The organism is Bartonella sp. AA78NXGY, assembly GCF_042197005.1.
GTDB lineage: Bacteria > Pseudomonadota > Alphaproteobacteria > Rhizobiales > Rhizobiaceae > Bartonella.
On the sequence record NZ_JBHIRI010000002.1, the window covers coordinates 192,343 to 207,699 of the forward strand.

Consider the following 15,357-nt stretch of genomic DNA (forward strand, 5'->3'; position numbering starts at 1 on the left):
GAAACTCTCCAGTTGCATAGCGTATTGATTGCTTACTTTATAACGTACGGAAGTAAGCCTAAAAAGCGAGCACGTTTGATAGCATTAGCTAATTCACGCTGTTTTTTCTGACTAACAGCAGTAATCCGTGAAGGAACAATTTTCCCACGTTCGGAAATATAACGTTGTAACAACTTGATGTCTTTATAATCAATTTTGGGAGCATTGGTCCCTGAAAAAGGACATGTTTTACGACGACGATGAAAGGGGCGACGTGCAGAGTTTTGATTAGTATCAGTCATTATTCTACCCCTTCTATAGTATTTTCACGTTGACGACGTGGAAAACGAGGACGCTCTTCATCATGTCCAATGTGACTATTGCGATCAAGGTGTGAGAGCATAGCAGATTTTTCTTTTTCGTGTTTTTCTACGCGAATGGTCATATAACGCAAAATATCTTCATTGATGCGCATCTGACGCTCCACTTCAGCAATTGCTGAAGCTGGTGCATCAATATTGACTAAGACATAATAAGCTTTACGGTTTTTACGAATACGGTAAGCAAGAGGACGAAGTCCCCAATTTTCTATACGCCCAACTTTTCCACCATGCGCTTCAATGACACCTTTGTAGAGACTCAAAAGTTCATCAACTTGCTGCGGTGCAATGTCTTGTCGGGCAAGGAACATATGTTCATAAAGAGCCATTGTTTTGCCTTTCTTCAATTAAATTTCACCGGTTTTAGCGCAAAGCCTCTGCGACTTGTCTTTTTTGGAAATCCAAAGAAGAAAGGACGCGTTTACAATTCGAGACATCTCAGAGCGGAGATACGGGAGGCCGGAAACATTGTATTTCCTACTGATATTTTACAGCCCTCCGTTCAACCTCCAGCTAAAGTGCCGGCAACGAATATTTCATATCTACAGGTTATCTTTTAAAATAGCAAGTTTATGCACATAAAAAAATTGATTTGTTAAATCTTGATATATTTCCTTCTTCTACAAAAAGATAATACTGTAATATAAAGGCAAAGGAGGGAAAAATGGACTTTTTAAACCAGATTGATGTTACACTCTTTGAAATGTTTGTCGGCAATCATCAAGCTTGGTCGATTGTAGTTTTGTTTAGTATTTTTTGTGCAAAGTTTTTAATTTATATTATTCCTCTCCATCTTTGTGCGTTGTGGTTTTGTGGTGGGGAGAGGGAGCGGTGTGTTGTGCTAAGCATTTGCATGAGTATTTGTGCATCTCTTTTCATAGGTTATCTCATTTCTCTTTTTTATTTTCATCCTCGCCCATTCGTGGTAGGGCTGACGACACCGCTTATTCAACATCGTGCAACAGCTTCTTTTCCTAGTAATCATGCCTTGACCATTGCATCTTATGCAGCTAACTTTTATTTTTACCGATACAAAGTTACTTTTAAATTTGCCGTAGTGTTTTTATGCTTAATCTGTTGGGCGCGCATCTTTGTGGGTGTACATTATCCCTTTGATATTTTAGCAGGTGCACTTTTAGGAAGTCTCATAAGTTTGGGTATTATTCAGTTTATAGCACCCTATTTCCCTAAGTTTTTATATCAAATTCCGCCTTTAAAATATAATTTTAAGTGTGGTATTCGTTTTAAATAAAGGGCTTTATCTTGATTTGTGCGGATGAATAAGGTCAAAAGAAAATAATTTAATTGTACAGTTTTAGGAGTTGATAAATGGGTGCAGCTTTTATTTTTCCAGGGCAGGGGAGTCAACTTGTTGGTATGGGGAAAGCGCTTGCAGAGCAATTTATTGTCGCACGGATGGTTTTCGAGGAAGTTGATGATGCTTTGGGTGAGAAATTATCAAAGATCATTTTTGAAGGACCAGCAGATGTTTTAACGTTAACAGCAAATGCACAACCGGCATTAATGGCTGTATCTATGGCTGTCATTCGTGTGATGAAACAATTAGGGCTTCGTATAGAAGAAAAGGTAAGGTTTGTTGCTGGTCATTCTTTAGGCGAATATTCGGCTCTTTGTGCTGCTGGTACATTTACTCTCACAGATACGGCAAGACTTTTGCGTATTCGTGGCAATGCTATGCAGGCTGCTGTCGCGGTTGGTGAAGGTTCTATGGCTGCATTAATTGGTTTAGAAGAGCACATTGTGGAAGAAATTTGTGAAACTGTTTCTGGAGAAGGACTATGTCAGATTGCTAATGATAATGGTGGTGGGCAAATTGTTATTTCCGGTAAAGCAAAAGCAGTTGAGGCAGCGGTAGAGATTGCATCAACAAAAGGTGCAAAACGTGCACTTCTTCTTCCTGTTTCTGCACCTTTTCATTCATCTTTAATGCAACCTGCTGCTGATGCCATGAAGAAAGCACTTTTGACTGTTAACAAAATGTCCCCTATTGTTCCTTTGATTGCCAATGTTTCTGTTGCACCTGAGAGCAATCCAGAGCGTATTACTACTCTTCTTGTCCAACAAGTGACTGGGAGGGTGCGATGGCGTGAAACAATAGAATGGATCGCTGCGAATGGGGTTGATACGCTTTTTGAAGTTGGTTCTGGAAAAGTATTAACAGGTTTAACGCGTCGTATTAACAAAGATATAAAGGGGGTAACAATTGGAACAGTTGATGAAATAGAATCAGCGCTAGGCATGCTTGGCGTTTAATCTATAAGGAGTTTAAAAATGTTTAGATTAACAGGGCGTAAAGCTCTTGTAACGGGGGCTTCGGGAGAAATTGGTGAGGCAATTGCACGCTGCTTTCATGCACAAGGAGCTATTGTTGGACTTCATGGAACACGTGAAGAAAAGCTCAGAGAAGTGGCGGCAGAATTAGGGCAGAATGTTTTTGTATTTCCCGCTAATCTTTCTGAACGCCAATCGATTAAACAATTGGCTGAAGTTGCAGAGAGAAAAATGGATGGCGTCGATATTTTGGTTAACAATGCGGGAATCACTAGGGATGGTCTTTTTGTGCGTATGCAAGATAAAGACTGGGATGATGTTTTAGAAGTTAACCTAACAGCTGCTTCTCTTTTGACGCGTGAATTAATACATTCTATGATGCGCCGCCGTTATGGAAGGATTATTAACATTACATCTGTTGTTGGTGTTGTGGGAAACCCTGGACAAACGAATTATTGTGCTGCAAAAGCAGGCTTGATAGGTTTTTCTAAAGCATTGGCACAAGAAATTGCTTCGCGAAACATCACTGTCAATTGTATTGCTCCAGGATTTATTAAATCCGCAATGACAGACAAGCTTAATGAAAAGCAAAAAGAAGCCATTATGGCTGCGATTCCGATGAAACGTATGGGAAGTGGGCAAGAAATAGCCGCTACTGCTGTTTATTTAGCAAGCGATGAAGCAGCCTATACGACAGGTCAAACACTCCATATCAATGGTGGAATGGCAATGATTTGAGTATTTATTTTATTCCACATTGATTTATGAGTTGTATTATTTTAGATAGTAACGATTGAAATGGATAGATGCATCTATTTCTTTAATATGGTCGTTGATCAATTGATGTCGGAATGTCAGATTGGTTCATTTTGTAGGGGATATCCACAGGATGTTTTAAATCATTACTAAAATCTTTTAAAGTAATGCATCTATTGCTTGATTAGATGAACCGATATAGTTAACCAAATTATAGGAAATATAAATTCGAGGATTTCAACATGAGTGATACAGTAGAGCGCGTTAAGAAAATTATCGTGGAACATCTTGGGGTTAATGCTGATAAAGTTGTAGAAAATGCAAGCTTTATCGATGATCTAGGGGCTGATAGCCTTGATACGGTTGAACTCGTTATGGCTTTTGAAGAAGAGTTTGGGGTAGAAATTCCAGATGAAGCTGCTGAAACGATTTTTACAGTTGGCGATGCAGTCAAGTTCATTGATAAAGCTTCTGCGTGATTACTAAAGGGCAAAGGCATAAATTGCTTTTGCCTATATTCTTCGGAGCTCTTTTGAAAAGAGAGCTTTGAGAGGTGAAGTTTAGTTCAAGGTTAGAAGTTATGAGACGTGTTGTTGTTACTGGTTTAGGGTTGGTATCTCCATTAGCTGGTAATACTGAATATAGTTGGAAACGACTTCTTGAAGGAAGAAGTGGTGTCCGACGTATCACTGAGTTTGATGTGTCAGATTTGCCATGCCAGATTGCTGCGCGTATCCCCTTAGGGGATGGAACAGAGGGGACTTATAATGCTGATTTGTATATGGAACCTAAAGAGCAACGTAAAGTTGATGCATTTATTGTTTATGCAATGGCAGCTGCTAACCAAGCGCTTGCAGATGCCGAATGGTTTCCTAAGAGTGATGAAGATCAGATTTGTACAGGCGTGTTAATTGGTTCGGGAATTGGGGGAGTTGAGGGTATTGTTGAAGCTGGTTATACGCTTCGTGATAAGGGTCCACGTCGTGTTTCTCCTTTTTTTATTCCAGGTCGTTTGATTAATCTTGCTTCTGGTTATGTGTCTATTCAATATGGTTTACGGGGGCCTAATCATTCTGTTGTAACGGCTTGTTCAACAGGGGCGCATGCAATTGGTGATGCGGCACGTTTGATTATGTTTGGTGATGCAGATGTCATGGTGGCAGGGGGGACTGAATCTCCGATAAATCGGATATCTCTTGCAGGTTTTGCAGCTTGTAGAGCTCTTTCTACTTGTCGCAATGATGATCCTGAACGGGCGTCACGTCCTTATGATACTGATCGTGATGGTTTTGTGATGGGGGAAGGAGCAGCTGTTGTTGTTTTAGAAGAGCTGGAACATGCCAAAAAACGAGGAGCGCGTATTTATGCTGAGGTTATTGGCTATGGTTTATCTGGTGACGCTTACCACATTACAGCGCCTTCAGAAAGTGGTGAAGGGGCTCAGCGTAGTATGATAGCTGCTCTTAAGCGTGCACAAGTGAATGTAAGTGAACTTGATTATATTAATGCTCATGGTACATCTACGATGGCTGATTCCATAGAGCTAGCGGCTGTTGAGCGTGTTTTAGGGAGTTATGCACCACAAGTTTCTATGTCATCAACGAAATCATCTATCGGGCATTTACTTGGTGCAGCCGGTGCTGCTGAGGCTATTTTTTCTATTTTAGCTATACGGGATAATATAGCCCCAGCGACACTTAATCTTGACAATCCATCGATTGAAACGAAAATCGATCTTGTACCACACAAACCGCGTGAACGAAAGATTGATACGATTCTTTCTAATTCTTTTGGATTTGGTGGGACAAATGCATCGTTGGTGATGCGACGTTTTAGGGGATAATAAGTATTTTTATTTAATTTTTGCTTTTGAGTTTTCTACTTTATTATAAGGTGAATAAGAAATTATAATATTATCCTTAATCGCTATTGAGGGGTTATGTCCGATGTGAAAAATGGAAAATCATTAAAGGACGTAAGTGATTCCTCTTCGAATCATTTAGCAGATAGTTATGACATGTTAATACATAAAAAACGAAAGAAATCATCTATCGTCCGTAATCCGTTGGTCATTCTCGGTCATTTTTTTCTTATGCTGATTGTGATTATTCTTTTTGCCATAAGTATTCCTCTTTATATTGGAAAAAGTATTTTTGAAGAAAAGGGAAAAATTGAGGAAGAACAAATTGTTCTTATCCATCCTGGTACCGGAATTCGTGAAATTGCTTCATTGCTAGAAAAACGTGGTTTCATTCGATCATCAGATATTTTTGTTTATGGGGTTGGTTATCACCAAAAAACAACGCATCTGAAGGCTGGTGAATATTTAATTCCAGCTCATGCTTCGATGCAGGATATTATGGATATTCTTGTGAAAGGAAAATCCATTGAGTATGCATTTACCGTACCAGAAGGTTTAACGGTTCAGCAAGTTTTCGATCGATTAGCTGCGAATGAAATTTTGATTGGAGACCTTCCAAAAAATTTGCCTCCAGAGGGCTATTTAATGACGGATACTGTTCGCTTTATTCGGGGGACAACGCGTAAAGAGATTGTAAACAGATTGCGTGAAGGACAGACAAAATTAATTCATGCTATATGGGCTACGCGTTCACCTGATTTACCCATTAAATCGATTGATGAATTTGTTATATTAGCCTCAATTGTTGAGAAAGAAACGGGAATTGCAGCAGAAAGACCAATGGTTGCTGCAGTATTTTATAATCGCCTTACAAAGCATATGCGTCTTCAATCTGATCCAACAGTAATTTATGGTCTCTTTGGAGGAAAAGGAAAACCATCCGGTCGTGCAATTTATCGTTCAGATCTTGAGAAGGAAACACCCTATAATACTTATAAAATTAATGGTTTGCCTCCAACAGCTATTGCAAATCCAGGTCGAGATTCTTTGAAAGCGGTGGCACATCCACCAAGCAGTGATGCACTTTATTTTGTTGCTGATGGTTCAGGTGGGCATGTTTTTTCTCGAACCTTAGAGGAACATAATATGAATGTTCGTAAGTGGCGAGAATTAAAGGCAAAACATTGAATTTATAGTGATAACACATCTTTTTGCATCGTAAATGAGAATCCCAAATATAGTAAAATTTTTCTATTTAAATTTTTTATGAGAATGATAAAAAATCATTTTCTTGTCTGTCACAAGTGGGTTGGCGTATGGATAAAAATATTTAAGAAAAAAGTGAATATACTGCTAATACCTTATCTCAAAAAAGAGCAAAATAACATTGAGAATTGCTAAGAAAACACATTGATTAGGGGAGAGGTTGAGATAATGTATAATTCAAATTTTGGAGAAACATTTATGAACAAAGTAGAGTGATGTAATGACAGTCTTTGAAAGTAAATTGAGTGCTATAAAAATAAATCAACGCCGCGGTTTTTTATTTATTCTCTCTTCACCTTCAGGCGCTGGTAAATCAACAATTTCTCGATTACTTCTAAAAGATGGACAATTAGAGCTTTCCGTAAGTGTAACTACAAGGAAGAGGCGTCCTAGTGAAGTAGATGGGCTGCATTATTACTTTATTTCAAAAGAAGAGTTTGAATATAAGCGTGATAGGGATGAATTTATTGAGTGGGCAGAAGTTCACGGAAATTATTATGGCACTTTACGTGAAACTGTTGAAAGCGCATTGAATGCTGGCCAAGATATGTTATTTGATATTGATTATCAAGGTACCGAGCAGCTGCAAAAAAAGATGCTAGGAGACACTGTATCTGTTTTTATTCTTCCACCATCAATGAAAGAGCTTGTTTCGCGTTTACATCGTCGAGCAGAAGATAGTCAAGATACTGTCAATTTGCGATTGGAAAATGCACGAACGGAGTTAAAGCATTGGCTTTCTTATGATTATGTTGTGATTAACGAAGATTTAGATCAGTCTTTATCTTTTATTAAATCAATTTATTTAGCTGAAACCGTAAAACGTGAGCGTTGTTCTTATCTTGGCTCTTTTGTTGATGGGCTTATTGCTGAAAAAATCGATAAATGTTGTGATTAAAAAAGGTTTTATAACACAAAGTGCATTTTTTAGAGCACTAGATGCGCTAAAGTTACAAATTCAGAAATCGAGAGCGTTTCAGCACGGCGCGTTCCATCAATTCCAGCTTTTTCTAATAGCTCTTCACCTCCAAGTATTTTGAGATTTTGACGAAGCATTTTTCGTCTTTGCCCAAAGGCGGTTTTTGTGACGAGGCTTAGTTTTTGTGCAGAGCAGGAAAGAGGTTGTATTCGCGGAATAATATGAACAACGGAAGACGTTACTTTAGGTATTGGTATGAAGGCTTGAGGGGGGACATCAAAAGCAATTTTAGCAGTGGTACGCCAGCCAGTTAAGACACTAAGACGTCCATAATGAGTAGATTGAGGTTTAGCTGTAATCCGTTTGGCAACTTCACGTTGAAACATCAATGTCATTGATTCATAAAAAGGAGGCCATGGTTCAGTCAAAAGCCAATTTAATAAGAGTTGTGTCCCAATATTATAGGGAAGATTTGCAATAATGCGCGGTTTTACAGGGCTTGTTTCAAAGAGTTTTGAGAAATCTTGCTTCAGTGCATCATTACAAATAACTTTTAATTTTTTAGGATAGTGTTTTTCTATTTCTAAGAGAGCCGGTATGCAGCGCTCATCGCGTTCTATTGCTGTTACAATGGCACCCTTTGCTAGCAAGGCACGTGTGAGACCTCCAGGACCAGGACCAATTTCAAGAACAGGTTTTCCTTCTATATTGCCTGCTTGATGAGCAATTTTAGATGTTAAATTAAGATCAAAAAGAAAATTCTGCCCCAAAGATTTATGCGCTTGTAATCCATATATATCAATGACCTCACGCAGAGGAGGGAGATTATCTATTGGCATGGGTTTAAACTATTTTTTGCAAGTTGATTTGCAAGTTTAAGAGCAGCAATAAAGCTTTCGGGAGAGGCTATCCCTTTATCAGCAATGTCAAAAGCAGTCCCGTGATCTGGAGACGTGCGAATAAAAGGTAGACCTAACGTGACATTAACAGTGCTATCAAAGTCTAATGTCTTAACAGGGATAAGGGCTTGATCATGATACATACAAATGGCAACGTCATATGCTTTTCTTGCGCATTCATGGAACATTGTGTCGGCAGGCAGCGGGCCTGCAATATTGAGTCCTTTCTTTTTAAGATATTCAATAGCAGGAGTGATAATTTCAATATCTTCTTTTCCCATTGCACCTCCTTCTCCAGCATGAGGATTAAGACCAGCAACAGCTAGTCGGGGTGACGTTATTTTAAACCTTGTTTTTAAGTCATATTCAGTAGTAAGTACCGTTTGAATAATTAAATCACGGGTAAGCTGTGAAGGAACATTTTTAAATGGAATATGAACAGTTATTGGTACTGTTTTTAATCGAGGTCCTGCTAACATCATAACTGGATGATAACATTTATGAAAAGCTTTATGGGCTAAATCGGCTAAAAATTCTGTATGACCTGGAAATTGAAAACCGGCATCATAAAGACTCTTTTTTGCAATAGGACAAGTGATAAGTGCACATGCATGGCCATTTTGAATCAATTGAACACAGCGTTTAATTGCTTCAATAATTCCAGCTGTATTTTTCGATGAAGGTATACCTAATTGATCACTTTGTTTGTTTTTTAACGGTATGATAGGAAGAGCGCTTTGAAAATTTTTTGCAGGATTATTGATTAAAACAGATTGCACCTCAACATCAATCTGTAAAAAACGAGCGCGCGAACGAATAACATCTGGATCAGCAAGAAGTACAAAAGGTGGAATTTGGCGCGTAACACGCAAATTCCACGCTTTTAGTACTATTTCAGGACCAATTCCGGCAGGATCACCACCGCTAACAATAAGAGCAGCCATTATGAATTTTGAATGCGTGCCACTCGGCGCAGTTCTCCTAAATATTTGTCGCTTAATTCTTCAAGTTTTTGCGGGCTTCTTTTTTTACTATCTTGAAGAGAAAATATCAGTCGAGCGACATAATCATCAGAAACTCTTTTTATTTTGCAGACAGCAATTGCTTCGATTCCATCAGATGTTTCTTGTAATTTTGTCATTTTTCCAGCAGGCGTTTCAAGAATAGCTTGTTCCCATGCATTAGGAAGTTGTGGCTCCAGAAACTTTCCTAAGTGGCGGATAGTAACGTCTAAAATACCTCTTGCTTGATTGTGAGCATTGGCACATCCACGGAAATGTGCGCGAAAATTACTTGCTTCTCTTTGACGTCTTTCAAAGATCTCTGAACGACGATGTGCAGGAATGACAAAAACAATTCGCTGTAATGTATATTCGTTGGTTGAAGGTTTTACACCACCATTTTTTAATATTCTGCGTACAGCTTCTTGTTCGCTAATCATACCTGTTTCAGCTTGATAGCGTGCGCTAACAAGACGCCCCCATCCTATTTGTCCACGGATGTAATCTTTAAAGTGTTGCACTGTGATCTCAGTTTGGATCAGAATCTGGTTGAGCTGATCAATCGTCATATTATTTTGTGTCGCAAAATTCTCAAAAGCTCTATCAACTTCATCATTGCTTACTTCAATATTACGACGTTTTATTTCAATATTTTTTAGCTTTTCATCAATAAGCTCTTTTTTAGCCTGTGCCACCAAATTGCCTTGCTTTTGTTGTAGCCTGAGAAAAGCAAGGCGTCTTTGTATATCATAATTTGTGATGGGGTTGCCATTAACTGTAACAACAATAGAAGTCTGCGCAAAGACTGTCGGAATCAAAAATCCATTTATTAGCAGGCTACTTACGCTCAAAGATGCAATATAAAATAAAGCAAGAAAACGCTTTTTCAATTTATTCATGTAAATAGGCTTTCGCATTGTTTATTAATTCTCATCAACAACTTAAAATACACGCTTTCTTTCATAAAAACAATGATAAGTTAAATGACTGATACATTCCCTTTATAAATTAATCTATCTTTTTTCCGATATCTGCAATCGTACGCAATGAAAGAGAGAAATTAAAGTTTTGCAAGGGTGCTTTCCTGCCTGGATTCGTTACCTGTTGATAACCGAATGTTAACCCGAAACATTCATCCATATAACTCAAGCTAATTCCTCGCTTTATAAATGTACCAGATACTAAATCATAACCGGCGTTGCTATTAATGGACCAATAATCTGCCAATTTAAGTCCTGTTTGAAAAGAAATTTCTTGGCGCTCTTGAGAATATTCATAATCTGGTTGCTTTGCGATATAGGCATATTGTAGAGCCGCCCAAAAATTTTGCCATTTTTGTGATGCTTCGATTTCACTACGGCGGATTTTTCCTGTTTTTTTATCAAAGCGTCCACGCGTTTCTAAGGAAAAACCACTTTTATGGGTTGTACCAAACATTGCAACATAGTCTGAACGTTTTGCCTCTAAGCTAGAATGAGTACCGACATTGATAAAGTCCTTTTCTGCAAAAGAATTCTTTCCTGCTAGATGAAAGGATTGTCCAATGAGACCATAAAGAGACCAATTATCATTAAGGCTTCCAGAATATCTTATACCTATATTGGCTCTTGTACCACCTTCTACACGATCATAACCAGAAAATTTGTCTCGTTGAAAGAGAGTGGTTGCATCAAAGACAAAGCTTTGAGCATCTTCATTAGGAATTTGTCCAATATATTGTTCATTATTGCGTATAAAAATTTGTGCAGTTGGTTCTATAATATGTGTAGAATGATCAGCTGTAATGAGGAAGGGATAGCGTAGTTCCAACCCTGCTGTTGCCATGCCACGAATTGCTGAACCATGAATTGCGGATAAGGTATTGTTTTCTATAAAATCTGTGTGATTTTCGCTTGCATTGGTTGTAATGATATCAGCTCGTAGAGAGAGAAGAGGGGTTAAGATGAGTCCGTTGTGCGTGTTGAAGCGCTTTTTCCACTGAAGCTCGTTTGTTAAACGCAAACTATTTCCAGCCATACCAGAAAGTTTTACTGTGTTGAGAGGGGTTCCGTTCTGGTCGGGTGAACTGAAGTCAGCATGGCGACGATAAACTGATTGCATATTACTATGGAAGGTAAGCTCTCCATTATAAATGGGTTCATCTGGTGTGAAAAAATAATCGATGCGTGGTAAGACCCACGCTTGCCGAGAGTGACGTTCATAATGAGGATCATTCAATATTGAATCTTGAACTTTAAAATGATAAAAACGCATATCAAAATAATTTTTTCCTGCAAGACCATTCAGATAGATCTGAGAAAGTTGTGTAGGATTGTTATAGTTTTCAAGTTTATAGGCACGACTAAAATGCCGATCTGATTGTGCAAGAATATCCCATCCATAAGTCCAGTGTGAATTAATACGAAAATCCCCCTTTGTCGCCAGCATATAACGGTTTTTATGTTGGGCATCAATCGTATCATTATCAAATCTATGCGGTTTCATTTGATATATATGAGCAAAGCGAATGTTATAACGTCCCGTTTTTAAACGCTGACGCCATTCCCCTTCGGTTAAAAGCCCTTGTTGGGTATAAACCGTAGAAGAAAGGGTAAAATCATAATGGGGGGCGAGATTCCAGAAATAAGAATTCTTTATCCCCATACCGAGATAATCAGTATAAAAAAAATGAGGAGTAAGCAGACCGCTAGCACGCCTGACCGTTGGATCATAGATCTCAAAATTTGGAAATTTTATAATCGGTACACCAAAAACTTCAAAACTGCTATTTTCAAACCGAATTTTTTTGACGCTATTATTCCATATGATCTTTCTTGCTTTAATTTTCCATAGGACGTCTCTATCTGGTTTATAAGAGCAAGGTTCACAGGCTGTATAGGTTGCATTTTCAAAGACTGTTATGTGATTGTGTTTGCGTGTAGCATTTTGGGCTGAAAAGTGAACATTGTTGGCTGTATCAATACGTAGGGCGTTTACAAAACCCTCGCCAAGATCTTTGGTCATATCAATTTGGTTGGAATAAATTTTATTACCATCCTTTTGAGTAATTTCAACGTTCCCTTGTGCTATAAGCCGTCCTGTTTTTTGATTGTAAATAATTTTTTGAGCGACAACTTTATTGCCATCATATTCGATTTGGACATTACCGTGTGCAGAAACAGTGTTTTCATCACGATTGTAGATGAGTTCATCCGCAGAGAGCAAAAGAGGAGGTTCCAGATTTTGAATGCGACTTTGAGAAGGAGATTGAAGGCTTTGAGCGTGCGCACAATAAGACAAAGCACTTCCTAAAATAACCCCCACAACACTTTTAAAAGCGAGAGCACTTAATTTTGTTAAAATAGTTTTTTTAAGTGTTAATGCTTTCACTTAGCCATCCTCTTTATGAAGTAAAAAAGAGATTCCTAAGAATAACGCAATAACAACGGGTGTCCAAGCTGCAATAATTGGTGGAATATATCCAGCATTACCGAAAGCTTGAACAAGTACGGAAATAACATAAAGCATAAACCCAGCTATTACGCCACCAAGAATCAACATTCTAGATTGCCCAAAACGTGTAAAATTTAAAGATACAGTTGCTGCAATGAGGGTCATTGCCACAAGCAATGCCGGTAATGCAATCAAAGATTGAAAATACATATCAAAATTATTAGCAGAATAGCCAAATGAACGTGCAATCATAATTTTTTTTGGCAATTGGTAAAATGGAATAGTTGCGGGATTCACTAAACGTTCCGTTAAAAATTCAGGTTTTAGATTGGTTTTTATTTGCAACACGGTAAATTTTTCAGGAGGATGCCCTATTTTATAGATTGTTCCATTTGTTAATAGCCAAAATCCATTAGTCAAGGTTGCTTTTGGGGCGTTAATCCAATTTTTGACGGTTGCGTTGTCATTGTATTGTACAAAGGTGGCATCGAGAAGAGAAAGTCCTTGATCGGTGATAGATTTGGCACCAATGGTTGTTCTGCCTAAATTTGTACGTTGTGTTAACCAGTGGATACTTGTATTGTGAAGAGGTGTTAGTACATTGTGATTGCGCCATTCAGTCATCTTTTTTTCTGCTTGAGAAAATCCCCATGCAGCAAGTGGATTAATGAGAAGAATTGAAAATAATCCCAAAAGAAAAGCTCCAAAACAAGCTGGCATAAGAAATTGCCATGCAGAAACACCGATTGAACGAGTCACTACAAGTTCAAGTTTTTTGTTGAGCGAGATAAGCGTTGCCATTGCAGAAAAGAGTGCAATGAAAGGGATAAGTTGTTGCATGATAAAAGGGATGCGTAAAGCAGAGAGGAAAAATGCATCTTTTGCTGTATAATGCGGAAGGGAAGATAGCCTACCAGAATTCTCTGTGAAATCGATTAAAAGAGCAAGAACAAAAATGCTTCCCCAGAAATAACAAGTTATTTTAAGATACCGTATAAAAAAATATCGTCCAAGTGTCCACCCAATCATGATATTTTATCCGAGGAATCTTGAGATTTTTGCTGTTCAAATTTGTTCATTATTTTTTGAAAAGCGATTTGAAGTATCTCATTAACTTTTGTGGGAAGCCCAATTTTATGATTCGTTAAAAGCATAAAAAAGACAAATGCACTTGTTCCTATGGGTATAATATAAAGGAGAGGAACGTATGCAAGATCGCTTTTTGCTTTTTCTGCGAAAAAATATCCTATCCAATACACCAGAAAAGAGAGGGCAATTGCCGAGAGATTTGCGGAATGACGAGCTTGTCGATGGGAGCGTACATCCCCTGCTGCTGCTAATGCAATAAGTGAAAAAACAATAGGGTAGAGCCATTGTGTTAATCTGCGGTGAAATTCAGCTTTATATTGGAGTGGTTTTCGTTGATAGTAGGGATCTTTTGGGTCAGGGTTTTGTAAATAAGAAAGAGACCGATCTTTTGGATAAAGAGTAGGTGTTTTATCACTGGGGATAAACTCTCCTAGGCTAAAAGTATATGAGCTAAATTGCACGATTGAAACACTGTTATTTTGATGATTGACTCTTTCTATTTCACCGTTATTGAGAACCAGAAAACTGCCGTTTTTATTGCTCACAATGGATGCGTCTGTTGCATAATAAAAAAGATCAGTCTTAGGATCACGCTGGTCGGCAATGAAAAGGCGTTCAAGTGTTCCATTTGGATTTCGTTCGCCAATTTCTATGTAAAGGTTATTGGTGAGTTTTTGGAAGCTCCCTTCACTAATGAATAGATTAATAAGATCAAAATGAGCGCTTGCTAGCATTTGTCGCATATGAAGACGCGCTTGAGGAACAACAAAATTAGCTATAGAAAAGGAGGTACAGGATGCAACAATAGCAAGAAGAAGGATAGGTTTCCAAACAGTACTTTTAGGAAAACCAGAGGCATTGATGACAGCAAGTTCTGATTCTTGATGCATTGCTGAGAGGATGGTTGTAATTGCGATCACTAATGCAAACGGAATGACAACAAAAATAACAGAAGGAACCAATGAGAGTGAAAATTGTAAGACTGTGAGGAGTGTTTGTTTACTTGTTGTGAGAAAGTTTATCCGTGCAAGAATTTGTATAGTCCAACTAACGCCCACTGCTGCAATCATGACAGAACTAAACAAAACAAGGACACGTTTCAGGATGTAGAACTCAATAATACGCATAAATTGGGGAAAATCCTCAGTTTTTAATTCGATAGCAAATATTCTTACTGCTTTCGGTTAAAATGTAATAAAGTTTGAAAAAATATCCTTTCATGAATTGGATATTTTTACCAAATAAATAATATAAAATTGCCTATGAGGTCCTCTTTAAATTTTCCGTACATTATATTTTATTTTCAACTATAGTCTACAAAGAATCTAGAAAATAACTTAAAAAACTTTTTTATTAACGTTGAAGATAAAAATTTTTGTCTTTTAAAGACACGTGCAAAAAGATAATGCATCTCAATCAAAAAAGAGGGTTTATATCTTGAACCGTTTCCTTTGTATTAGGGATATAGAATTTTTTTTAAAAA

At 37.9% G+C, this 15,357-nt stretch carries 15 protein-coding genes; 7 read left to right on the plus strand and 8 right to left on the minus strand.

The annotated features are described in order from the left end of the window. Positions 1-32 precede the first annotated feature (32 nt). Together rpsR and rpsF are read right to left on the minus strand one after the other, a co-directional pair. Positions 33-281: a 30S ribosomal protein S18 gene (gene rpsR / locus ACFINL_RS02060; RefSeq protein ID WP_012754957.1), complete on the minus strand. Its 249-nt coding sequence runs from the start codon at positions 279-281 to the stop codon at positions 33-35. Further along, positions 281-688 carry a 30S ribosomal protein S6 gene (gene rpsF, locus ACFINL_RS02065; RefSeq protein ID WP_375612935.1) on the minus strand — a complete coding sequence of 136 codons (408 nt, stop codon included), beginning with the start codon at positions 686-688 and terminating at the stop codon, positions 281-283. Before rpsF ends, rpsR begins: the two co-directional genes overlap by 1 nt. A gap of 335 nt (positions 689-1,023) precedes the next feature. Here rpsF and ACFINL_RS02070 point away from each other — a divergent pair, with 335 nt between their 5' ends. The 7 genes from ACFINL_RS02070 (at position 1,024) to gmk (ending at position 7,432) form a co-directional block, all read left to right on the plus strand. Continuing rightward, entirely contained in the window at positions 1,024-1,611 is a 588-nt protein-coding gene (locus ACFINL_RS02070) for an undecaprenyl-diphosphatase (protein WP_375634131.1), read from the plus strand. A 77-nt stretch (positions 1,612-1,688) separates the two neighbouring features. Continuing rightward, positions 1,689-2,633: an ACP S-malonyltransferase gene (gene fabD, locus ACFINL_RS02075; RefSeq protein ID WP_375612933.1), complete on the plus strand. Its 945-nt coding sequence runs from the start codon at positions 1,689-1,691 to the stop codon at positions 2,631-2,633. Positions 2,634-2,651: 18 nt separating this feature from the next. Further along, the gene (gene fabG, locus ACFINL_RS02080; protein WP_375631720.1) at positions 2,652-3,389 is read left to right on the plus strand and encodes a 3-oxoacyl-[acyl-carrier-protein] reductase; all 738 of its coding nucleotides are present in this window, start codon (positions 2,652-2,654) and stop codon (positions 3,387-3,389) included. A gap of 260 nt (positions 3,390-3,649) precedes the next feature. Then, a complete protein-coding gene (locus ACFINL_RS02085) occupies positions 3,650-3,886 on the plus strand; it encodes an acyl carrier protein (protein ID WP_004860281.1) in 237 nt (78 codons plus the stop codon). 101 nt (positions 3,887-3,987) lie between these two features. Further along, positions 3,988-5,250 (plus strand): beta-ketoacyl-ACP synthase II, encoded by a 1,263-nt coding sequence (gene fabF, locus ACFINL_RS02090; RefSeq protein WP_375622331.1) that lies wholly within the window; start codon positions 3,988-3,990, stop codon positions 5,248-5,250. 96 nt (positions 5,251-5,346) lie between these two features. After that, the gene (gene mltG / locus ACFINL_RS02095; protein WP_375649533.1) at positions 5,347-6,456 is read left to right on the plus strand and encodes an endolytic transglycosylase MltG; all 1,110 of its coding nucleotides are present in this window, start codon (positions 5,347-5,349) and stop codon (positions 6,454-6,456) included. Positions 6,457-6,754: 298 nt separating this feature from the next. Beyond that, positions 6,755-7,432 carry a guanylate kinase gene (gene gmk / locus ACFINL_RS02100; RefSeq protein ID WP_375649540.1) on the plus strand — a complete coding sequence of 226 codons (678 nt, stop codon included), beginning with the start codon at positions 6,755-6,757 and terminating at the stop codon, positions 7,430-7,432. 29 nt (positions 7,433-7,461) lie between these two features. Here the strand turns inward: gmk and rsmA are convergent, their stop codons facing one another. The 6 genes from rsmA to lptF form a co-directional block, all read right to left on the minus strand. Next, entirely contained in the window at positions 7,462-8,292 is an 831-nt protein-coding gene (gene rsmA / locus ACFINL_RS02105; protein ID WP_375611238.1) for a 16S rRNA (adenine(1518)-N(6)/adenine(1519)-N(6))-dimethyltransferase RsmA, read from the minus strand. Continuing rightward, positions 8,283-9,296: a 4-hydroxythreonine-4-phosphate dehydrogenase PdxA gene (pdxA, locus tag ACFINL_RS02110; RefSeq protein ID WP_375649548.1), complete on the minus strand. Its 1,014-nt coding sequence runs from the start codon at positions 9,294-9,296 to the stop codon at positions 8,283-8,285. Before pdxA ends, rsmA begins: the two co-directional genes overlap by 10 nt. After that, a complete protein-coding gene (locus ACFINL_RS02115) occupies positions 9,296-10,252 on the minus strand; it encodes a SurA N-terminal domain-containing protein (protein ID WP_375620739.1) in 957 nt (318 codons plus the stop codon). Before ACFINL_RS02115 ends, pdxA begins: the two co-directional genes overlap by 1 nt. A 109-nt stretch (positions 10,253-10,361) precedes the next feature. Continuing rightward, positions 10,362-12,722 (minus strand): LPS-assembly protein LptD, encoded by a 2,361-nt coding sequence (locus tag ACFINL_RS02120; RefSeq protein WP_375649554.1) that lies wholly within the window; start codon positions 12,720-12,722, stop codon positions 10,362-10,364. Further along, positions 12,723-13,814, minus strand: a complete 1,092-nt coding sequence (gene lptG / locus ACFINL_RS02125; protein ID WP_375612925.1) for an LPS export ABC transporter permease LptG — start codon at positions 13,812-13,814, stop codon at positions 12,723-12,725. Continuing rightward, a complete protein-coding gene (gene lptF / locus ACFINL_RS02130; RefSeq protein ID WP_375649559.1) occupies positions 13,811-15,001 on the minus strand; it encodes an LPS export ABC transporter permease LptF in 1,191 nt (396 codons plus the stop codon). Before lptF ends, lptG begins: the two co-directional genes overlap by 4 nt. Positions 15,002-15,357 lie beyond the last annotated feature (356 nt).